Origin of the sequence: Actinocatenispora rupis (genome assembly GCF_016861975.1) — a bacterium.
In the GTDB taxonomy this organism is placed as follows: Bacteria; Actinomycetota; Actinomycetes; order Mycobacteriales; family Micromonosporaceae; genus Actinocatenispora; species Actinocatenispora rupis.
Map to the genome: position 1 here is coordinate 431,914 of NZ_BOMB01000001.1, position 20,155 is coordinate 452,068.

Below are 20,155 nucleotides of genomic sequence, written 5' to 3' on the forward strand. Positions count from 1 at the left end.
GCAGACCGGATCAGGCAAAACGGAGGCCCGATGACAGCCCTGACGCTGGAGTCGCTGACCAAGATCTTCCCGAACGGCACGGTCGCCGTCGACGGTGTCGACCTGGCCGTTGCCGACGGCGAGGTCATGGTCCTGCTCGGGCCGTCCGGCTGCGGCAAGTCCACGCTCTTACGCATGATCGCCGGGCTGGAGGACCCGACCGAGGGGCTGATCCGGTTCGACGACGAGATCGCCAACGACTGGTCGCCGCGCCAGCGCCGGGTCGCCATGGCGTTCCAGGACTTCGCGCTCTACCCGCACATGTCGGTACGCGGCAACCTCAGCTTCCCGTTGAAGCTGGCCAAGCACACCCCCGACGCCGTCTCCGAACGGGTGGCCGACCTCGCCACCGCGCTCGGCGTCGGCGACACCCTCGAACGCCGTCCCGGCCAGCTGTCCGGCGGCCAGAAGCAGCGCGTCGCGATGGGCCGCGCCATCATCCGCGAACCCAAGGTGTTCCTGCTCGACGAGCCACTGTCCAACTTGGACAGTGCGCTGCGGGCCGGGCTGCGCGCCGAGATCTCCACGCTGCTCCGCGGCGTCGGCGTCACCACCGTGTACGTCACGCACGACCAGACCGAGGCGCTCACCATGGCCGACCGGGTGACGATCCTGCGCGACGGCCGGGTGCAGCAGATCGGCGCGCCCAACGAGGTGTACCGGACGCCCGCCACGCTGTTCGTCGCCGGCTTCCTCGGTACGCCGCGGATGAACCTGCTGTGGGCCACCGTCTACGCGTACCTGGACGACCGGGTGCTGCTCGACCTCGGCCGCCAGCACCTGTCGCTGCCGTGGTCCGACCCGCGCGTCCGCGACCTCGCCCGGTACCACGGGGAGGAGATCGTCGTCGGGCTGCGCGCCGAGGCCGTCAGCCCCGCCGCCCCGGACACCCCCGGATCCCTCCGCGGCACCATCCGGTACGTGGAGCACCTGGGCCACGAGACCATCGCGTACCTGGACATCGGGGCGCGGGCGGCGGGTGCCGAGGAGCAGGCCGGCGCCGGACACCAGGCGCCGTCGGAGGAACCGGCCGGGAAGCGCCGCTGGTGGCGCCGCCGGCCGGAGCCGGCACGGACCGAACAGGCCGACGGCGGCGGCGACGGCGGCCGGCACGAGCAGCGGGTCGCGGACTTCGCGCTGCGCCTCGCCCCGTACGGGACGGCACCGGTCGGTCAGGCGGTCAGCGTGCTGCCCGACCTCAGCCAACTGCACGTGTTCGACCGGCACGGCATGCGGATCAGGACCCGCGGACCCGGCGCGTCACGTACCCGGTGATCGGGCGCCGGACCCGGTGAGTCGGGCGCGTCGGGTTGCCGCGCCCGACCCGCCGGTCAGGCCGCCCGGGTTCGGCCCCGCAGGGTCGGGCGCGCCGGTTGCCGCGCCCGACCCGCACGTCAGGTCGCCGGGGTGTGGACCGGGAAGTCGGCGAGGAAGGCGCGGATCTCGGCGGCGGTGGCGGCCAGCCCGGACTCGTCGCCGGCCGCGGCCGCCGTCACCGTACGGTCCAGCCACTCGGCGACGGCCGGCATGTGCTCGGCGGTCAGCCCGCGGGTGGTGATCGCGGGCGTACCGAGGCGGATGCCGGACGGGTCGAACGGCCGGCGCGGGTCGTACGGCACGGTGTTGAAGTTCAGTTCGATGCCGGCGGCGTCGAGCGCCTTCGCGGCGACCTTGCCGGTGACGCCCTTGCCGGTGAGGTCGACGAGCAGCAGGTGGTTGTCGGTGCCGCCGGACACCAGGTCGTACCCGCGGGCGGTGAGGGCGGCGGCGAGCGCCTGCGCGTTCGTCACCACCTGCCGGGCGTACGCGGCGAAGTCGGGTTGGGCGGCCTCGTGCAGCGCGACGGCGATCGCCGCGGTGGTGTGGTTGTGCGGCCCGCCCTGCAACCCGGGGAAGACCGCCTTGTCGATCGCCTTGGCGTGCTCCGCGGTGGTCATCAGCATGGCGCCGCGCGGCCCGCGCAGCGTCTTGTGCGTGGTCGTGGACACGACGTCGGCGTACCCGACGGGTGAGGGGTGCGCGCCGCCGGCGACCAGTCCGGCGATGTGCGCGATGTCGGCGAGGAGTACGGCGCCGACCTCGCGGGCGATCTCCGCGAACGCCGGGAAGTCGATCGTACGGGGGATCGCGGTGCCACCGCAGATGATCATCCGGGGGCGTTCGGCGCGGGCCAGGTCACGGACCTCGTCGAGGTCGAGCCGACCGGTGTCCCTGCGTACGCCGTAGTGCACGGCGCGGAACCACTTCCCGGTGGCGGACACCGCGTTGCCGTGCGTCAGGTGGCCGCCCATCGGCAGCGCCATCCCGAGTACGGTGTCGCCCGGCGACAGGAACGCCAGGTACGCGGCGAGGTTCGCGGGGGATCCCGAGTACGGCTGGACGTTGGCGTGCTCGACCCCGAACAGCGCCTCCGCCCGCTCCTTCGCCAGCGTCTCGACCGGGTCGACGAACTGCTGGCCCTCGTAGTACCGGCGGCCGGGGTAACCCTCGGAGTACTTGTTGGTCAGGACGGAGCCGGTGGCCTCCAGGACGGCGGGAGAGACGTAGTTCTCCGACGGGATCATGCGGAGCTTCTCGTCCTGGCGGCGACGCTCGGCGTCGACCAGCTCGGCGATGCGTGGATCGGTACTGCTCAGCGCGGACATGCGACCTCCTCGGCAGGGGTCGCACCCAGGCGCGCGGTGCGACGGGCGTCGCTCCCCGGTGGTGATCCACCTTGTCCGCGCCAGTCACGTGCCGCCGAGCATAGGCGCCGCGGCCCCGGCGCGTCGACCGGACCCCTGGGGCGTGTCTGCACGGGTTCCTGGCCGGCTGCGCCGGGCCCGTTCGCCGCCCCGCCGCGTTGTCGGCACGAGCGTACGCACTCGCACCTGCGCCTTGCGAGACGACGAACGGACTCCGGCTCGCTCGACCGAACCTGTGCCGACACGCCCTACCGCCAGACGGTACGCATCTGCGCGGTCACCGCGAACGGGTCGGCGCCGCGGAACACCTCCAGTACGGCCCGGCCCTCGGGGGTGTCCGCCGCCAGCGGTACGCCCGGCCCGACGTGCCGGTGCCACGCGTCGGCGAACGCGGCGCGCCGGCCGGCGTTCGCCGCGCACCAGGCCGGTACGGCGTGCCAGGCGACGGCGCCGGTGACCGGCAGCCGCAGCACGGTCCGTACCGCGAGGCGGAACTGGCCGGGCGCGTCGGCGGGCACGGTGACGACGCGGCGGCCGATCAGGTGCCGGGGCGCGGCGAGCGGGGCGAGCAGCTCGTCGACCGCGGTGGCGAAGCGTTCCGACTGCTCCAGGGGTACGCCGGCCAGTTCGCACCGGACGAAACCGTCCACCCCGGGTACGACGCGGACCGCCGCTGCGCCCCGGTCCGCGCCGCCCGCAGCGTGCAGCGCGTCGGCGACGGCCCGGGCGAACTGGTCCAGCGCGGTCGGCGCCGCCGCCAACCGGGTACGTCGCCGCCCGGCGGCCACCGCGAGCGCCACCAGCGCCAACACCGGTACGGCGAGCGCGGCGAGCGGCGGGCCGGCCAGCCCGACGAGGACGGTCGACACGGCGACGGCGGCCACGCCGGCGACGGCCCGTACCGGTCGGCGGTGCGGCGCGACGGGGTCGAGCAGGGTGTCCGGCAGGGCGCGTGCCCCGAGGCCCAGCGACCGGCCGGCGCGGACCCGCAGCGTCGCCACCTCGGCCCCGTCGTACGGCTCGCCGATCCGCCACGCGGCGCGGGCCTCGTCGCGGGCCGCCGGTCGGGCCAGCGCCCGCGCGGTCACGGCGAGCGCGTCCGCCGGCGACGGTACGGCGTGCGGCGACAGCGCCGGGTCGCAGTGCGCGATGCCGGACGTGACCGTACCGTCCGGATCGGGCGCCAGGTACGCGTCGTGCTTGCGGACGAGGCGCAGGTAGTCGGCGTCGCCGCGGGGATGGGCGTCGGTGAGGCAGCAGACGGTCCAGTTGTCGGCGACCTTGTCCGGCTCGTCGGTGGACAGCCGCAGCGCCCGCCCGCGCATCTGCGTGACGGCGGTGGCGGTGGTCGCGGTGGTCAGGTCGACCGACACGTTCAGCCCCGGGCAGTCCCAGCCCTCGCCGAGCAACGCCCGGGTACCGACGAGGACGCGGGCCCGGCCGGCGGCGAGGAACCCGGTCGCGAGCCGTACGGCGGCGCGGGAGCCGAGGCCGGTGACGCGGCGGGTGTCCGCGCCGTCCAGCGGTTCGGTGCCCACCTCGTACCCGTGGGCGCGGCAGTACGCGACGAGGTCGTCGGCGAGCGCGGTGGGGCAGCCGAACGTGCGCCCGGTGACGAGCAGTGGCCGCAGTCCGGCGCCGACGTCCGCCGCGGCCAGCGTGGCGAACGCGAGCCGCGCCGAGCCGGACCGCTGGTCGAGCGGCCCGCCGGCCAGGCTGGTCGGCAGCCGGCCGGACAGCTGCTCGTGGTCGCACAGCACCACCGCCCGCAGCCGGTCGCCGAGCGCCTCGTCCTCCGCGGCGAGGATGTGCACCGCGGCGGCGATCTTCGCCTCGGACAGCCCGCACAGCCGGTCCACCGGCGAGGTCCCGGCCCGTACGCCGCGGACGGTGAGCCGGTAGCCGAGGCCGGGCAGTACGCGGCGGACCGCGGCGAGCGCGGCGGCGTCGGCCGGGTCGTCGCTGACCACGAGGTGCCCGGTGCAGAAGTCGGCGAGGACGGCGACCCAGTCGTCCGCGTCCGGCTCGGTACGGTGCGGCTCGCGCAGCCGCGCGCCGTCCGGCACCGGCAGCATCCCCACGTACGCGAAGCGCAGCACCGCCCGCGCCAGCGCCGGCTCCGTCTCCTCGAACCGCGACCAGTCACCGCGCGCGCCCGTACCGTCGGCGGTGGTGCGGTCGACGGCGCGCCGGTGCAGCCAGGTCAGCAGCGGGACGGTGCCCAGCCGCCGCTCGACCAGCTCGAACCGCAGGTCGGCGAACCGGGCGGCCTCGGTCGCCAGCCAGGTGTCCTCGTCCGGCGTCGGCGCCGTCAGATACACCAGCTCCTGGTACGGCGCGAGCGTGCCGGACCGGACCAGTGCCGGCGTGGCGATCTCCACGTCGGTCCGGCCGAACAGGTCCTCGTGCAGGTCACGCTGCCAGGTGGTGAGCGTGCGGCGCGGCGTGGCGGTCAGCCCGATCAGCGCGGTCGCCGGCCCGAGCGCGTCGACCACGGCACGTACCAACGCGCCCCAGGTGGCGAGCAGGTGGTGGCACTCGTCGAGCACCAGGGTCCACGGGCCGGCGGCGCGCGCCGTCTCGACCACCGCGCGACCGTTCGGGTGCAGCAGGTCGAGCAGGTCCGCCCCGGCCCGCTCGCGCACCGCGCCGCGCCACGTCACCGCCCGGTCCGGCACCGCGATCGACTGGTACGTCAGGACGTTCACCGCGCCGCCCAGTGTCCGGTCCGTACCGCAGGGTGCGCCGGCCGGGGCGAACCGCTCGTCCCACGCCGCCGCCCACTGCCCCTGTACGGCGGTGTTCGGGGCGAGCACCAGCACCCGGCGGCCGATCCGGCGCGCCGCCTCCAACCCGATGAGCGTCTTGCCCGACCCGGGCGGCAGTACGGCGAAGAACCGGTGGTCGCCGGCCGCCCGGTCGGCGTCGAACGCGTCCAGCGCGGCCCGCTGGTACCGCCGCCAGGTGCCGGTGAAGCGGCGGGCGGGCAGGTCGTCGAGGGACACGCCGGGCAGTATCCCTTGCGGTCGCTCGCCGCGGCCGGCCCGGTGTCCGGCGCCCCGTCCGGCGGAGCATCCTGGACGGCGGCGAACCGTTCCGGCGACCCAGGGAGGCGCGATGCACCCGTACGACCGGTTGCGTGTCGAGGACCTCGTCCGGCAGGACAGCATCAAGTGGACCATGCACGGTCCGGACGTCCTCGCGGCGTGGATCGCGGAGATGGACTTCCCGACCGCTGCGCCGATCGCGGCCGCGCTGCACGCCGCCGTCGACCGCGGGTACACCGGCTATCCGCCGCTGGACGCCGCGACCGGGCTGCCCGCGGCCACCGCCGACCGGCTCGCCGCGTCCGGGCTGGTCGTCCCGGCGGACCGGATCCGGCTGCTGCCCGACATCCTCAAGGGCATGGAGCTGGCCATCCGCCTGTACTCCGCGCCCGGCAGCCCGGTGGTCGTGCCGACCCCGGCGTACCCGCCGTTCTTCGAGGTGACTCGGCTGGCCGGGCGGGAGATCGTCGAGGTGCCGATGCACCGGACCGACACCGGCTGGTCGTACGACCTGGCCGGGCTGGACGCCGCGCTCGGCGCCGGGGCCGGCACGCTGATCCTGTGCAACCCGCACAACCCGCTGGGGCAGGTGTTCGGGGCGGCCGAGCTGGCCGCGGTCGCCGAGGTCGTCGCCGCGCACCGGGCCCGGGTGGTCGCCGACGAGGTGCACGCCCCGCTGGTGTACCCGGGCGCCACGCACGTGCCGTACGGGACGGTGTCGGCGGCCGCGGCGGGGCACTCGGTGACGCTGGTGTCCGCGTCGAAGGGCTGGAACCTGCCGGGCCTCAAGTGCGCGCAGGTGGTCCTCACCAGCGAGGCGGACGCGGCGCGCTGGGACACCCTGCCGTTCCTGGCGACGCACGGTGCGAGCGCCCCGGGCATCGTCGCCAACCTCGCCGCGTACACGGCGGGCGCGGAGTGGCTGGCCGACACCGTCGCGTACCTGGACGGGAACCGGCGGTTGCTCGGCGACCTGCTGGCCGAACACCTGCCGGCCGTGTCGTACGTGGCGCCGGCCGGGACGTACCTGTCGTGGCTCGACTGCCGGGGGCTGGGTGTCGCGGACCCGGCCGGGTTCTTCCTGTCCGAAGCGCGGGTCGCGGTCAACGACGGCGGTACGTTCGGCGCGGCGGGGGAGGGCTGGATCCGGCTCAACTTCGCCACGTCGCGGGAGATCCTGACCCGGGTGGTGACCGCGATGGGCGCGGCGGTCGCGGCCCGCTGAGGCCGCCCGCGGCCGGGCGTGTGCGGTCGACGGGACACCGCACCGGGCGGGGATCCCGGGCCCGGCCGGGGCGTGCGTCGACCCTGCCACCGGACACCGGACCAGCGCACCGGACGAACGGTCGGTCAACTGTGGACAGCCGGGCAGGACGGTGACGTTGCGGCCGCTGTGTACTCTGCCGCGGTCCGGCAAAAAGCCGGGCGTCCCCCACGCTGGTGGTGCCCTCGGGCACCCACAGATTCCCCGGAAGGATCCACTCGATGAGCGAGGCAACTCAGAGCGCGCCCCAGGCCACGGCGGCCGCCGCGCCCGCCGGCCAGAAGTCGGTCGGCGTGGCGTACCTGCTGTGGTTCTTCCTCGGCGTGATCGGGGTGCACCAGTTCTACCTGGGCCGTACCGGCCGCGGCGTCAGCTACATCTTCACGCTGGGCTGGGTGGGCATCGGCCTGCTGATCGACCTGTTCACGCTGCCGAGCCAGGTCCGGAAGGCGAACGGCCAGCAGTAGGTCGCGGGCGCTGGCGGTACGGGGCCGCCGGCACCCACGGGTAGGACCTCGACGGGGTCGGACGCGCGTCACGGGGAGACGCCGGTCCGGCCCCGTCGTCGTGCCCGTCGGGCGTCTCGACCGCCGGTCTCAGTACGCTGCCAGCGCCATGTCAGCCGCCGTGCCTACCGTGGCGGGTGTCGGTGAAAATCTGCCCGGCCGGTGGCAACCGCGCCGTAGGCTTGCCGACCGGACATCGTCGACCACAGGAAGGTCCGCGTGCTCATCCGACTCCTGCGCGCGCACATGCGCCCGTACGCCGGGGCCATCGGCCTCGTGGTGCTGTTCCAGTTCGTCCAGACCCTCGCCACGCTCTACCTGCCCACGCTGAACGCCGACATCATCGACCGCGGCGTCGTCACCGGCGACACCGGGTACATCGTGCGCGAGGGCGGCGTGATGCTGGCGGTGACGCTGGTGCAGGTGCTCTGCGCCGGCGCCGCGGTGTACTTCGGCGCCCGGACCGCGATGGCCCTCGGCCGCGACATCCGTAGCTCCATCTTCGGCCGCGTCCAGACCTTCTCGGTACGCGAGATCGGCCAGTTCGGCGCGCCGTCGCTCATCACCCGTACCACGAACGACGTCCAGCAGGTGCAGATGCTGGCGCTGGTGACCATGACGCTGATGGTCTCCGCGCCGATCATGTGCGTGGGCGGCGTCCTGATGGCGCTCAACCAGGACGTACCGCTGTCCGCGCTGCTGCTGGTGATCGTGCCGGTGCTGGTGGCCGTGGTGACGATGGTGGTGCGGCAGATGCGGCCGCTGTTCCGGTCCCTGCAGAAGCGCATCGACACGGTGAACCGGGTGATGCGCGAGCAGATCACCGGCATCCGGGTGGTGCGCGCGTTCGTCCGGGACCGGCACGAGCAGGAGCGCTTCGCCGACGCGAACGCCGCGGTCATGGAGGTGTCGCTGGGCGTCGGCCGGCTGATGGCGATCATGTTCCCGGCCGTGATGCTGGTGATGAACCTGTCCAGCGTGGCGGTGATGTGGTTCGGCGGGCACCGGATCGCGTCGCACGGCATGGAGGTCGGCGCGCTCACCGCGTTTCTCAGCTACCTGATGCAGATCCTCATGTCGGTCATGATGGCCACCTTCATGTTCGTGCTGGTACCGCGGGCCGAGGTGTGCGCCGAGCGGATCATGGAGGTACTGAGCACCGACACCAGCGTCACCGTTCCGGAGCGGCCGGTCGACACCCTGCTCGGGCACGGCGACGTGGAACTCCGCGACGTCGACTTCGGGTACCCGGGGGCGGAGCAGCCGGTGCTGCGCGGCATCGACCTGGTCGCCCACGCGGGGGAGACGACCGCGATCATCGGATCCACCGGCAGCGGCAAGACGACGCTGCTCAACCTGGTACCGCGGCTGTTCGACGCGACGCGCGGCACGGTACTGGTGGACGGCGTCGACGTCCGCGAACTCGACCCGGCGGTGCTGTCCCGTACGGTCGGGATGGTGCCGCAGAAGCCGTACCTGTTCTCCGGCACGGTCGCCAGCAACCTGCGGTACGGCAACCCCGGGGCGACCGACGAGGAGTTGTGGCAGGCGCTGGAGATCGCGCAGGCGCGCGACTTCGTCGAGGCGATGCCGGAGGGGCTGGACGCGCCGATCGGGCAGGGCGGCAGCAACGTGTCCGGCGGACAGCGGCAGCGGCTGGCGATCGCCCGCGCGCTGGTCGCCCGCCCCGAGGTGTACCTGTTCGACGACTCGTTCTCCGCGCTGGACTACGCGACGGACGCGGCGCTGCGGGCGGCGCTGGCCCGCGAGATCGAGGACGCCACGGTGATCATCGTGGCGCAGCGGGTGGCCACGATCCGCGGCGCCGACCGCATCCTCGTACTCGACGAGGGTCGTGTCGTCGGCAGCGGCACGCACGACGAGCTGATGCGCGACAACCAGACGTACCGGGAGATCGTGCTCTCCCAGCTCACCGAGCAGGAGGCGGCGTGATGGCCCGGCGGGGGAGCGCGTCGGCGGAGCCCGGCGGCGGCGTGGCGGCGTCGAACGGGAAGCCGTCGGGGCCGCCGAAGCGCGGTCCCGGTCCGGGCGGTGCGGGTGGCGGCCCGGGGCGGATGTTCGGCGGCGGAATGCCGACCGAGAAGTCGATGGACTTCCGCGGGTCGAGCCGCCGGCTGCTGCGGATGATGCGGCCGGACCGGGCCCGCGCGATCGCCGTCGTGGTGATCGGCGTGGTGAGCGTGACGTTGCAGGTGATCGGGCCGAAGGTGCTCGGGCACGCCACCGACCTGATCTTCGCCGGCGTGATCGGCGGGAAGTATCCGGCGACGCTGACGAAGGGGCAGGTCGTCGCGGGTCTGCGCGAGCACGGGCAGGACCGGTTGGCGGACATGCTGTCGGCGCTGCCGTTCACGCCCGGGCAGGGCATCGACTTCGACGCGATCGGCCGGGTGCTGCTGTTCGCCGCGCTGCTGTTCGCGGTCGCCGGCGTACTCGGGCTGTTCCAGGGTCGGTTGACCGCGTCGGTCGTGCAGCGCCTGGCGTACCGGTTGCGTGCGGAGACCGAGCAGAAGCTGTCCCGGCTGCCGTTGAGCTACTTCGACGGCCAGCCGCGCGGTGAGGTGCTGTCGCGTACCACGAACGACATCGACAACGTGTCGCAGACGTTGCAGCAGGCGCTGAGCCAGATGGTGACCGCGCTGCTGACGATCGTCGGCGTACTGGCGATGATGATCTACATCTCGCCGCTGCTGGCGCTGGTCGCGGTGGTCACCGTACCGGTGTCGATCGTGCTGGCGGTACTGATCGGCAAGCGCGCGCAGCCGCAGTTCCTGAAGCAGTGGGCGACCACCGGCAAGCTGAACGCGCACATCGAGGAGATGTTCACCGGGCACGCGCTGGTGAAGGTGTTCGGCCGGCAGAAGGAGGCGGCGGAGACCTTCGCCGAGCACAACGACGCGCTCTACTCCTCGGCGTTCAAGGCGCAGTTCATCTCCGGCATCATGCAGCCGGCGATGATGTTCATCGGCAACCTGAACTACGTGCTCGTCGCGGTCATCGGCGGCCTGCGGGTGGCGTCCGGCACGATGTCGCTCGGCGACGTCCAGGCGTTCATCCAGTACTCGCGGCAGTTCTCGCAGCCGATCACGCAGGTGGCGTCGATGGCGAACCTGCTGCAGTCCGGGGTGGCGTCGGCGGAGCGGGTGTTCGACCTGCTCGACGCGACGGAGCAGGCGCCGGATCCGTTGACGCCGGAGCGGCCGGAGCAGATCACCGGCCGGGTCGCGTTCGAGCACGTCTCGTTCTCGTACGATCCGGAGAAGCCGCTGATCACGGACCTGTCGCTGGCCGTCGAGCCGGGGCACACGGTCGCGATCGTCGGACCGACCGGCGCCGGCAAGACCACGCTGGTCAACCTGCTGATGCGGTTCTACGAGGTGTCCGGCGGCCGGATCACCGTGGACGGTGTGGACATCGCCGCGATGTCCCGGGACGAGCTGCGCAGCCGGATCGGCATGGTCCTGCAGGACACGTGGCTGTTCGGCGGCACCATCGCCGACAACATCGCGTACGGGGTGGACGGCGCGACCCGCGAGCAGGTCGTCGCCGCCGCGCAGGCCACGCACGTCGACCGGTTCGTACGGACCCTGCCCGACGGGTACGACACGGTTCTCGACGAGGAGTCCTCGACGCTGTCGGCCGGTGAGAAGCAGCTGGTGACGATCGCCCGGGCGTTCCTGACCGAACCCTCGATCCTGGTACTCGACGAGGCGACGAGTTCGGTCGACACCCGTACCGAGGTGCTGATCCAGCACGCGATGACGGAGCTGCGCAGCGGGCGTACCAGTTTCGTGATCGCGCACCGGCTGTCGACGATCCGGGACGCGGACGTGATCCTGGTGATGGAGGACGGCCAGATCGTCGAGCAGGGCAACCACCGGGAGCTGCTCGCCGCCGAGGGCGCGTACGCGCGGCTCTACTCGGCGCAGTTCAGCCAGGCGGTCGCCGAGCCGGCGTGACGTGCAGCGCCGCCCGGGTCCACGCGGACCCGGGCGGCGCCGCCGCTACGTCGCCGGGGTGGCGCGGCCGAGCTTCGACGGGCTCAGCACCGGGTGCGCCCGGAGGTACTTGATGAAGCCCTCGTGGTCGCGGTCGTTGCGCACCGGGTCGGTGAACCCGGCGAACACCGTGTTGCCGTCCCCACCGATCAGCGTGTACGCCAGCGCCGCCACCCGGTAGTTCCGCCCGGTGTCCAGCGGCGTGCCGTCGATGAGGATGCCGGCGGGGTCGACGCGCTGCCCGATCGGCCGGCTCGTGTCGTACGTGTAGGTCACGTTGCCGGACACCGCGAACGGCGCGAACTTCTCGCTCCCGTCGGCCTGCGCCACCCACTGCGCCTCGAACGCGGCGTGCAGCTGCGTACCGGGCAGCGTCACGGTCAGCACCGGGTTGCCGTAGCCGAACGCGTTCCACGCCTCGCCGAACAGTACGGTGCCGTCGGCGTCGTTCGCGCCGGTTCCCTTGGCGTACTTGAGATCGCCGGTGAGGGCGACGGACCCGGACACCGGCTTGACGGCGATCAGCGCGAGATCCGCCCGGCCGTCCCGGTTCTGGTTGGCGTCCCAGTACGCGAAGTCGGCGGCGAGGTTGCCCATGGTGCTCTCGCCGGAGGCGTTCGGGGTACGGGTGAAGTCGCCGGTGATGGTGGTGAGCTTCGTGGCGTACCGGGTGCGGCCCTGCGCCGTCCAGTAGTCGGCGATGCCCTGCACCTCGGGATCCACCGGTACGTCCCGGGTGTTGGCGTGGTTGGTGGACGTGGTCAGCTCCCGCACCACCTCGCCGGTACGCGGGTCGAGCTTCAGGGTGATCTCGTTGATCAGCGAGCCGTGGTTGCCGGCCTCCACGACGGGCCGCGGTACGCCGTTCGGGTCGGGGACCATCATGTTGAAGCGGCAGTGCCAGTGCCCGGTGACGATCGCGGCGATGTCCGGCGACGCCTTCGCCGCGAGCTGGAACACCGGCCCGGACGGGTTCGTACCGGCGTTGTAGTCGTTGCCGGCGACCCCGCCGTCGTGGATGTTGATGACGATCGCGTGCACGCCCTGCTTCTTGAGCTGCGCGGCGAGCGTGTTGGCCTGTTCCAGGTCGGACAGCGACCGCAGTCCCGGCTGGTACGAGGTGGATCCGACCTCGGTACCGACGAGCGTCAGGTGGATGAACGCGATCGGCAGCTGCTTGCCGTTCCCCGCATCCACGTACTCGATGTTGTACGGCGGCAGGATCGTCCGGCCGGACTTCGCGTCGACGATGTTCGCCGTGTAGAAGCGGAAGTCCGCGCCGCGGAACCGGTGCCCGGTCGAGTCGACGAAGTTGTCGTCGCGCCCGTTCACCGGGTACGGCGCGCCCTTCTCCATGTGGTCGATCAGGAAGCTCACCGACTGGTCCAGTTCGTGGTTGCCGACCGTACTGAACTGGAGCCCCATCGCGTTCAGCGCCTCGACGGTGGGCTCGTTCGCGTGCGCGTCCACCTCGAACGGCCAGCCGGAGAAGTTGTCGCCGGACGAGAAGAAGATCGAGTTGCGGCGGCCCTCGCGCAGCCGCTTGAGGTGCGTCGCCATGTACCCGACGCCGCCGACGGTCACCTGCACCCCGCCGGCGCCGGTGATGACGCTGCCCTGGCTCGGCGTCGTCGGCTGCAGGTACCCGTGCAGGTCGGTGATGTTCAGCAGCTGCACGTCGACGTACCCGTCGGTGGACGCGGGGTCGGCGGCGGCCGGCGTGGCGTACGCGAGGTCGCCGACGGCGGCGGCGGTCGCGAGCGCACCGGTGGCGGTGAGGAACGTGCGGCGTCTGATTCGTCTGTCCACGACTTGACCTGCTCCCTGAGGGGTGGGGGGATGCTGCCGGACAGTGGAGCCGCGCGGCGTGACGGCACGCCGGGCGGCCCTGGAACGGTCGGTGAACAGGCACTTTCTTTTCGCCTGTCTGCGACATTATTAGCGTGGTACCCCCGGGTGATCAAGGCTGCGCAACGCCCGTACGCCGCCGCGGTGCATCCGCACGCGAAGCGCCGATCGCGTGCCGTACCGCCGGAAAACGCCCCGGATGTTGACCCCGTGCCGGGCGGCGGGACGCCCTTTGGGCGCGCCGGAGCGCGCGGGGTCAGACGCTGCGGGCGGTGAGCGCCGGCAGCGGGCCGCGGTCGGCGGCGAGCAGCCGCTCGTCGACGGCGTCCAGCGCGAGGCACGCGGCGCCGAGCGCGACACAGTCCGCGCCGAGCGTCGACGCCCGCAGCTCCGGTACCTGCGGGCACAGTCGCGCCAGCTCCGCGCCGAGCGGCTCCAGCAGTACGTCCGCCGCCTGCGAGAAGGCACCGCCGAGGACGAGCATCCGCGGGTCGACGACGGCGATCGCGGTCGCGGCGGCCAGGGCCATGGCCCGCGCGTACCGCCGGACCGCGGTGCGGGCGCGCCGGTCGCCGTCGCGGGCCGCGGCGAACGCCCGCTCCGCCCGGTCGGCTACCGGTACGTCGGCCGGCGCCACCGCGTGCAGGTACTCGATCGCCGGCTCCCACGACAGCCCGGGGAGCGCGGACAGGTCGGCGGCGGCACCGTACGCACCGCGCCGGAGGCGCCCGTCGAGTACGAGGGCCAGCCCGGTACGCCGGCCCGCGTGCAGGAGTACCAGGTCGGCGGCCTCGGTGGCCACGCCGCGGCGCTGTTCGGCGAGGGCGGCGAGCTGGCTGTCGTTGTCGACCAGGACGAGCCGGCCGTCGCGCCCGAGATGCCCGGCGAGGTCGGCGCCGGCCCAGTCGGGGATCGCGTTGGCGCGCACGACGCGACCGGCACGGTCCACCAGCCCGGTGGTACCGGCGCCGACGGCCCAGACCCGCCGCTCCGGTACGCCCGCGTCGCGGGTGCAGTCGGCGAGGGCGCGGTCCGCGGCGGCGAGCCGGTCGCGTCGGCGCGTCTGCGGGCTCACCGGCCGGCGGGTGGTGGCGAGCACCCGGCCGGCCAGGTCGGTGAGCACCGCACGCACCGAGTACGCGCCGATGTCGAGGCCGACGGCACAGCCCGCCTCGGCGCGGAACCGGTAGCTGCGGGCGGGTCGGCCGCGGCCGCGGATCGCGGCACGTTCCTCGACCAGCCAGCGGCGCGCGACGAGGGTGGCGAGCACGTCCTCCACCGCGGTACGACCCAGGCCGCTGTCGGCGACGATCTGCGCCACCCGCGGCGTGCCGGACGCGCGCACCGCGGCGAGCACGACCCGTTCGTTGTGCTGCCGGAGCCGGGCCAGGTCCCCGGCCGCCGGCGTCGATGGCCCCATGATCGGCACAGCGTAACGCCCGTACGCCCGTGCCGTGCCGGGTCAGCCCTTGATGCCGGACTCGGCGACGCCCTGCACCAGGTACCGCTGGAGGAACACGAACACCAGCAGCAGCGGCAGGATCGCGACCGCGGCGGCGACGAACAGTTCGTGCAGGTTGACCGTCTGGCCGGTGAGGAACGACGACAGCGCGACCTGCACCGTCCAGGACGACTCGTCCTGCCCGATCACCAGCGGCCACAGGAACGCGTTCCACGCGCCGAGGAACGTGATGACGCCGATCGCCGCGAAGAAGCCGAGCGAGTTCGGCACCACGATCCGCCAGTACGCGCCCCAGTGGCCGAGACCGTCGACGCGGGCCGCCTCCTCCAGTTCCTTCGGGAAGCTCAGGAAGTACTGCCGGAACAGGAACGCGGTGAAGCCGCTGAACAGACCCGGGATGATGAGGCCGCGCAGGGTCGACACCCAGCCCAGCGACGACACCACCACGAACGTCGGCACGAACGTCACGGCCGCCGGGATCATCAGCGTCGCCACGATCGCGCCGAACACGACGTTGGCGTACCGGAAGGGAATGCGCGCGAGGCCGTAGCCGGCCATCGACGACAGCGCGACCTGACCGACCGTCTGGACGACGCTGACCACCGCCGAGTTGCCCATCGCCCGCGCCATCGGTACGGACGGGTCGTGGAACAGCTCGGTGACGTTCGACCAGTGCAGCGAGGTGGGGAAGAACGTCCAGTTCGGCGCGGTGATGTCGGCCTCGGACGCCAGCCCGTTGCGCACGATCAGGTAGAACGGCAGCAGGAACAGCACCGCCGCGACACCCAGCGCGGTGTACCGGGCGACGGCGCCGATCCGGCCGCGCACGGTGCGGCCGTACCCGACGGCGCGGGGGGAGTCGTCCATCAGTCCTCCTTCCGGCCGAACCCGAACAGCTTCGCCTGCAGCACGGTGACGATGCCGATGAGCAGGGCCAGGATGACCGCGCCGGCGCTGCCGTGGCCGAAGTCCTGACCGGAGCCGAGGGCCGTGAAGTACAGGTAGACCAGCGGGGGCCGGGCGAACGGCGGGTACCCGCGGGCCGACGCCATCAGGTTGTAGAACTCGTCGAACGCCTGGTACGCCGCGATCAGGTTGAGCAGCAGCACCGCCACCGTGGTCGCGCGCAGCTGCGGGAACGTGATGTACCGGAAGACCTGCCAGCCGGGCCGCGCGCCGTCCACGTACGCCGCCTCGTACAGCTCGGTGGGGATGCGCTGGAGGCCGGCGAGGAACAGGATCATGTAGAAGCCGACCTGGAGCCACAGCCGCAGCGTCACCAGGGCCACCCAGTACCAGGGTGGGCTGGCGGACGACAGCCACGGCACCTGGTCGACGCCGAACAGGCCGAGCACCGTGTTGGCCAGGCCGAACCGGACGCCGTTGAAGATGGACAGCTTCCAGATGAGCGCGGCCACCACGTACGAGCAGGCGGCGGGCAGGAAGAACACCGACCGGAAGAACGCCTTCGCGAACCGCAGCCGGTGCACCAGCAGGGCCAGTGCGAGCGCGACCGCGACCGTGGTCGGCACGATGAACGCGGCGAACACGGTGAACGTCGACAGGCTCTGCAGGAAGTCGGAGTTCGTGAGCATGTCGACGTAGTTCGACAGCCCGACGAACGTCGACGGGGTGACGGTGTTGTGCGCGTCGAAGAAGCTCAGCACCGCGCTCCACACGATCGGGACGAACGTGAAGAGCACCAGCCCGATCAGGAACGGGCCGACGAACACCCAGAACGCCGGCCAGGTCCGCTGCTTGCCGTGCCGCTTCGACGGGCGCCGGTCGGTCGCCGGCGCCCGCCTGTCGGCCACTTCCCGGATGCTCACTTGTACAGCGCGGTCAGCTCTTTGTCGATCTTCGTGATCGCCGATTTCAGCTCCGTCGACGGGTTGGAGCCCTTGCGGATGATGTTGTTCAGCGCGTCGGTGTACGCGGTGTTCATCGTCGCCGTCCAGCCCGGCGTCGACTGCACCTTCCCGTACTCCTGGACGAGCTTGACGGCGTCGGCGCCCGCGCCCGACTTGAGCTTCCCGGCCTTGGCGGCGATCGACTTCCGCGCCGGGATGTGGAACCCGTACGACAGGTCGAAGTCCTGCTGGTACTCGGTCTTGTCGATCCACAGCCACTTCACGTACGCCTTGGCGGCGTCGACCTGGGTGCTCTTGCCGTTCACCGTCGAGCCGTACGCGCCGATCGGCACGGAGAGCTTGCCGCTGGCGTCGCCCTTCGGCCACGCGACGACGCCGAAGTCGTTGCCGAGCGCCTTCTGTACCACCGGGACCGCCCACAGGCCGGACCACTGCATCGCGGTCAGGCCCTGCGTGAACGCCGACGGGTCGGACCAGTCGGCCGGCGCGCCGAGCAGCAGGCTGCCCGACGTGTACAGCGAGCGCAGCTTCGCGAAGACCGGCGCGGCGGCGGCCGGGTCGAAGCCGACCTTCTTCTGGTCGTCGGTCAGGTAGTTCTGCCCGACCGACCACAGCGGCACGGCGCCGAGCACGCCGGCGCCGCCGTCGTTGCCGAGGAACAGGCCCTTGACCTTCTTGTTCGTCAGCTTCTTCGCCGCGGTGGCCAGCTCGTCGAGCGTGGTCGGCACGGACACGCCGGCCTTGGCGAGCCAGCTCTTACGGTAGAAGAGCATCTGCATGTCGATGGCCTGCGGGACGCCGTAGATCTTGCCGTCGACGGTCTGCGCGTCCAGTACGGCCGGGGTGAAGTCGTCCTTCGCGTCGCCGAACAGGTCGGTCAGGTCGACGAGCTGCTTGGCCTTGAGCTGGTCCACCCGGGCCACGGACTGCTCGAACACGTCCGGCCCGTCCTTGCCGAGCAGCGACGTGGCGAGCTTCGTGTCGTAGTCACCGGCGGTCCACTGCACCTGCACGTCCGCCTTCGGGTACGCCTTCGCGTACCGCTTGACGGCCTGCTCGACGCCGGCCTCCCCGTACTGGTGGTACCACTGCTTGATGGTGGGGCCGTTGCCGCCGGACGAGCCGCGGCCGGTGTTGGACCCACAGGCGGCCGCGAGCGCTCCGGCGACCGCGATCCCGGCCGCCCCCTTGAACACGGAGCGCCTGCTGTACCCGCTCGGTTTCGCCATCGGTGCCACACCTCCGCTGCGCCCGGCGCCCCGCGGCACCGGTGATCATCGGACATTATTCGACACGGCGCGCCGGCGTCATCCGGCGGACCGCACCGTGTCCCAAATCTCGATCACTTCGCTAGGGAATCCGTGTCGTCCGGCCGGCGCGCGATGTCGTCCAGCGCCGCCGCCGGCACCACCTTGACCGCCACCTCACCCCACCCCGCCAGTTCGGTACGCAGCAGGCGGTGCATGCCGTCGAGTACCAGGGGGCGGCCGCCGCGATCGGTGACGTGCAAGGGAAACGCCACGTCCGCCGCCATCGTCCGGGCGTACTGCTCCGCGTACCGCACCGGGTCGGCGGCCACCTGGTGCGGGGTCACCTGGAACGGTGCCCCGCCGTACGCCCACATCGGCAGGTCGAGCAGCCAGCTCAGGTCCGCCACCGGCAGCGTGGTGACGGGCAGGTCCAGCGCCCACAGCCGCTCGGTGTCCCACCAGAAGTCCAGCAGTACGCCGCGCAGGGCGTCCGGGAGGACGTCGGCGAGCGGGAACGGCAGTCGGTCCATGCCGGGCAGCATCCCAGCAACGCCTGCCTGCCGCACCCGACGCCACCCCGGTCGGCGTGTGTCGCGTCGCACCCTGCCGACCGTTGCCGTTAATACCCCTCGGGGGTATATTCGGCGGCGAGGAAAGGGGGCGCGATGAGCGAGCACGCGACAGCCGACCACGCGCAGCACACCGGGCACGAGGGACACCACGCGGCCGGCACCGGACGTACCGGATGGCGGAGCGTGAGCTGGCGGATGGCCGCACTGGCGACGCTGCACTGCCTCACCGGCTGCGCCATCGGCCAGGTGCTCGGCATGGTGCTGGGCTCGGCGTTCGGGCTGCACAACGCGGCGACCGTGGTCCTGTCCATCGCGCTCGCCTTCGTCTGCGGCTACGCGCTGACCATGCGCGGCGTACTGAAGGCGGGCCTGGGCGTGCGCCGGGCGTTCCAGGTGGCGCTGGCGGCGGACACCGTGTCGATCATCGTCATGGAGATCATCGACAACGGCACCGTGGTGGTCATCCCCGGCGCCATGAACGCCGGCCTGACCAGCGCGCTGTTCTGGCTGTCGCTGGCCGGTTCGCTGGTACTGGCGTTCCTGGTCACCACGCCGGTGAACCGTTGGATGATCTCCCGCGGGCGCGGCCACGCGGTGGTCCACCAGTACCACCACTGACAGGTGGCGTCGACGCGTACCACCACTGACAGGTGGCGTCGACGCGCCGGACCGGGGTTCCCGGTCCGGCGCGTCCGTGCGTCAGCGGGTGACGAAGGCGGTGACGGTCGCGACGACCTCCGGGTCGCGCAGGATCCGCTGGTGGCCGAGGCCGTCGGTGCTCACCAGTTCGGCGCCCGGCCAGCTCTCCGCCAGGTCCCGGCCCCCGCCGTACGGGACCTCCTTGTCGTCGCGGTCGTGCACCACCAGGCACGGCGGCATCGAGCGCCGGGCGGGCAGGTCCGCCACCGTGAAGTCCGCCGCCGGGCGGCCGGCCCACCGTTCCAGCCGTTCGACCAACGCCACCCGGGTACGGTCGCCCGCGCCGAGCAGCCGGGTGAAGTCGCCGATCCGTTCGAGCGGGTCGGCGACCGGGGCGACCAGGGCCAGCCGGTCCGCGGCGAGCCCGTCGGCGACCGCCCGTACGGTCGTCGCGCAGCCCAGCGAGTGCGCCACGATCGCCGCCGCCCGGCCGTACGCGGCGGTGACGGCGACGAGCGCCTCGGTGAACTCGGCCGCCGTGGCCCGGCGTGGCCCGAGCATCCCCGGACCCGACTCGCCGTGACTCGGTACGTCGAACGCGACGACCCGGCGGCCCGCGGCGACCAGCGGCGCGACGTACGGGCCGAGCTGGCCGCGCCAGCCACCCCACCCGTGCACCAGGTACACCGGGGCGGCGTCCGGCGCGCCCCACGTCTCGACGGCGAGCCGTACGCCCTTCGGCGTGGTCAGGGTGCTGCGGTCGGCGGGTAACGACGACGGCCGGTCGTCGCGTCGTCGACCGCGGCCGGCGGGCGGGGTGCACCAGAGGAGGGCGGCGCGGTGGCCGCCGACCGTGGGCGCGACCGTCTCCATGGTCCGGAACGCCAGCCGCATGAGCCGCATACGCCACGAGTTTTCGACACGAACGATCGTGCTTTTTTCGGTACCTGCTGC

The 20,155-nt window shown here is 72.6% G+C and carries 15 protein-coding genes and 1 riboswitch; of the genes, 6 read left to right on the plus strand and 9 right to left on the minus strand.

The window, feature by feature from the left end:
• Positions 1-30: 30 nt before the first annotated feature.
• A complete protein-coding gene (locus tag Aru02nite_RS01960) occupies positions 31-1,314 on the plus strand; it encodes an ABC transporter ATP-binding protein (protein WP_203654337.1) in 1,284 nt (427 codons plus the stop codon).
• 119 nt (positions 1,315-1,433) lie between these two features.
• On the opposite strand, the gene glyA is transcribed toward Aru02nite_RS01960, so the two are convergent.
• Positions 1,434-2,684: a serine hydroxymethyltransferase gene (glyA, locus tag Aru02nite_RS01965; protein WP_203654339.1), complete on the minus strand. Its 1,251-nt coding sequence runs from the start codon at positions 2,682-2,684 to the stop codon at positions 1,434-1,436.
• A 16-nt stretch (positions 2,685-2,700) separates the two neighbouring features.
• Positions 2,701-2,782, minus strand: a riboswitch (ZMP/ZTP riboswitch).
• A gap of 189 nt (positions 2,783-2,971) precedes the next feature.
• A complete protein-coding gene (locus Aru02nite_RS01970) occupies positions 2,972-5,728 on the minus strand; it encodes a DEAD/DEAH box helicase family protein (protein ID WP_203654341.1) in 2,757 nt (918 codons plus the stop codon).
• Between the two features lie 112 nt (positions 5,729-5,840).
• Here Aru02nite_RS01970 and Aru02nite_RS01975 point away from each other — a divergent pair, with 112 nt between their 5' ends.
• From Aru02nite_RS01975 to Aru02nite_RS01990, 4 genes are all read left to right on the plus strand, one after another.
• Positions 5,841-6,995, plus strand: coding sequence for a MalY/PatB family protein (locus Aru02nite_RS01975; RefSeq protein ID WP_203654343.1), 1,155 nt, complete (start codon positions 5,841-5,843; stop codon positions 6,993-6,995).
• A gap of 260 nt (positions 6,996-7,255) precedes the next feature.
• Positions 7,256-7,501, plus strand: a complete 246-nt coding sequence (locus Aru02nite_RS01980) for a TM2 domain-containing protein (protein WP_203654345.1) — start codon at positions 7,256-7,258, stop codon at positions 7,499-7,501.
• Positions 7,502-7,759: 258 nt separating this feature from the next.
• Positions 7,760-9,493 carry an ABC transporter ATP-binding protein gene (locus tag Aru02nite_RS01985; RefSeq protein WP_203654347.1) on the plus strand — a complete coding sequence of 578 codons (1,734 nt, stop codon included), beginning with the start codon at positions 7,760-7,762 and terminating at the stop codon, positions 9,491-9,493.
• Positions 9,493-11,520 carry an ABC transporter ATP-binding protein gene (locus tag Aru02nite_RS01990; protein ID WP_203654349.1) on the plus strand — a complete coding sequence of 676 codons (2,028 nt, stop codon included), beginning with the start codon at positions 9,493-9,495 and terminating at the stop codon, positions 11,518-11,520. Before Aru02nite_RS01985 ends, Aru02nite_RS01990 begins: the two co-directional genes overlap by 1 nt.
• A gap of 45 nt (positions 11,521-11,565) precedes the next feature.
• Here the strand turns inward: Aru02nite_RS01990 and Aru02nite_RS01995 are convergent, their stop codons facing one another.
• From Aru02nite_RS01995 to Aru02nite_RS02020, 6 genes are all read right to left on the minus strand, one after another.
• Positions 11,566-13,368 (minus strand): bifunctional metallophosphatase/5'-nucleotidase, encoded by a 1,803-nt coding sequence (locus Aru02nite_RS01995; protein WP_203654350.1) that lies wholly within the window; start codon positions 13,366-13,368, stop codon positions 11,566-11,568.
• A 295-nt stretch (positions 13,369-13,663) separates the two neighbouring features.
• The gene (locus Aru02nite_RS02000; protein WP_203654351.1) at positions 13,664-14,827 is read right to left on the minus strand and encodes an ROK family protein; all 1,164 of its coding nucleotides are present in this window, start codon (positions 14,825-14,827) and stop codon (positions 13,664-13,666) included.
• 42 nt (positions 14,828-14,869) lie between these two features.
• Entirely contained in the window at positions 14,870-15,736 is an 867-nt protein-coding gene (locus Aru02nite_RS02005) for a carbohydrate ABC transporter permease (protein WP_203654352.1), read from the minus strand.
• Positions 15,736-16,683: a carbohydrate ABC transporter permease gene (locus Aru02nite_RS02010; protein WP_203654353.1), complete on the minus strand. Its 948-nt coding sequence runs from the start codon at positions 16,681-16,683 to the stop codon at positions 15,736-15,738. Before Aru02nite_RS02010 ends, Aru02nite_RS02005 begins: the two co-directional genes overlap by 1 nt.
• A gap of 11 nt (positions 16,684-16,694) precedes the next feature.
• A complete protein-coding gene (locus tag Aru02nite_RS02015; protein ID WP_203654354.1) occupies positions 16,695-17,969 on the minus strand; it encodes an ABC transporter substrate-binding protein in 1,275 nt (424 codons plus the stop codon).
• 113 nt (positions 17,970-18,082) lie between these two features.
• Positions 18,083-18,520 (minus strand): hypothetical protein, encoded by a 438-nt coding sequence (locus tag Aru02nite_RS02020; RefSeq protein ID WP_203654355.1) that lies wholly within the window; start codon positions 18,518-18,520, stop codon positions 18,083-18,085.
• A gap of 135 nt (positions 18,521-18,655) precedes the next feature.
• Here Aru02nite_RS02020 and Aru02nite_RS02025 point away from each other — a divergent pair, with 135 nt between their 5' ends.
• Entirely contained in the window at positions 18,656-19,180 is a 525-nt protein-coding gene (locus tag Aru02nite_RS02025) for a DUF4396 domain-containing protein (RefSeq protein WP_203654357.1), read from the plus strand.
• Between the two features lie 81 nt (positions 19,181-19,261).
• Here Aru02nite_RS02025 and Aru02nite_RS02030 read toward each other — a convergent pair whose 3' ends face one another.
• Positions 19,262-20,104 (minus strand): alpha/beta fold hydrolase, encoded by an 843-nt coding sequence (locus tag Aru02nite_RS02030; RefSeq protein ID WP_203654359.1) that lies wholly within the window; start codon positions 20,102-20,104, stop codon positions 19,262-19,264.
• Positions 20,105-20,155: the final 51 nt, after the last annotated feature.

Excerpts from the sequence above, each read along its gene's own strand:
- Aru02nite_RS02005 (WP_203654352.1), bottom strand. The coding sequence starts at position 15,736 with ATGGACGACTCCCCCCGCGCCGTCGGGTACGGCCGCACCGTGCGCGGC.
- glyA (WP_203654339.1), bottom strand. The coding sequence starts at position 2,684 with ATGTCCGCGCTGAGCAGTACCGATCCACGCATCGCCGAGCTGGTCGAC.
- Aru02nite_RS01975 (WP_203654343.1), top strand. The coding sequence starts at position 5,841 with ATGCACCCGTACGACCGGTTGCGTGTCGAGGACCTCGTCCGGCAGGAC.
- Aru02nite_RS01980 (WP_203654345.1), top strand. The coding sequence starts at position 7,256 with ATGAGCGAGGCAACTCAGAGCGCGCCCCAGGCCACGGCGGCCGCCGCG.
- Aru02nite_RS02020 (WP_203654355.1), bottom strand. The coding sequence starts at position 18,520 with ATGGACCGACTGCCGTTCCCGCTCGCCGACGTCCTCCCGGACGCCCTG.
- Aru02nite_RS01990 (WP_203654349.1), top strand. The coding sequence starts at position 9,493 with ATGGCCCGGCGGGGGAGCGCGTCGGCGGAGCCCGGCGGCGGCGTGGCG.
- Aru02nite_RS02015 (WP_203654354.1), bottom strand. The coding sequence starts at position 17,969 with ATGGCGAAACCGAGCGGGTACAGCAGGCGCTCCGTGTTCAAGGGGGCG.
- Aru02nite_RS02030 (WP_203654359.1), bottom strand. The coding sequence starts at position 20,104 with ATGCGGCTCATGCGGCTGGCGTTCCGGACCATGGAGACGGTCGCGCCC.
- Aru02nite_RS01960 (WP_203654337.1), top strand. The coding sequence starts at position 31 with ATGACAGCCCTGACGCTGGAGTCGCTGACCAAGATCTTCCCGAACGGC.
- Aru02nite_RS02000 (WP_203654351.1), bottom strand. The coding sequence starts at position 14,827 with ATGGGGCCATCGACGCCGGCGGCCGGGGACCTGGCCCGGCTCCGGCAG.
- Aru02nite_RS02025 (WP_203654357.1), top strand. The coding sequence starts at position 18,656 with ATGAGCGAGCACGCGACAGCCGACCACGCGCAGCACACCGGGCACGAG.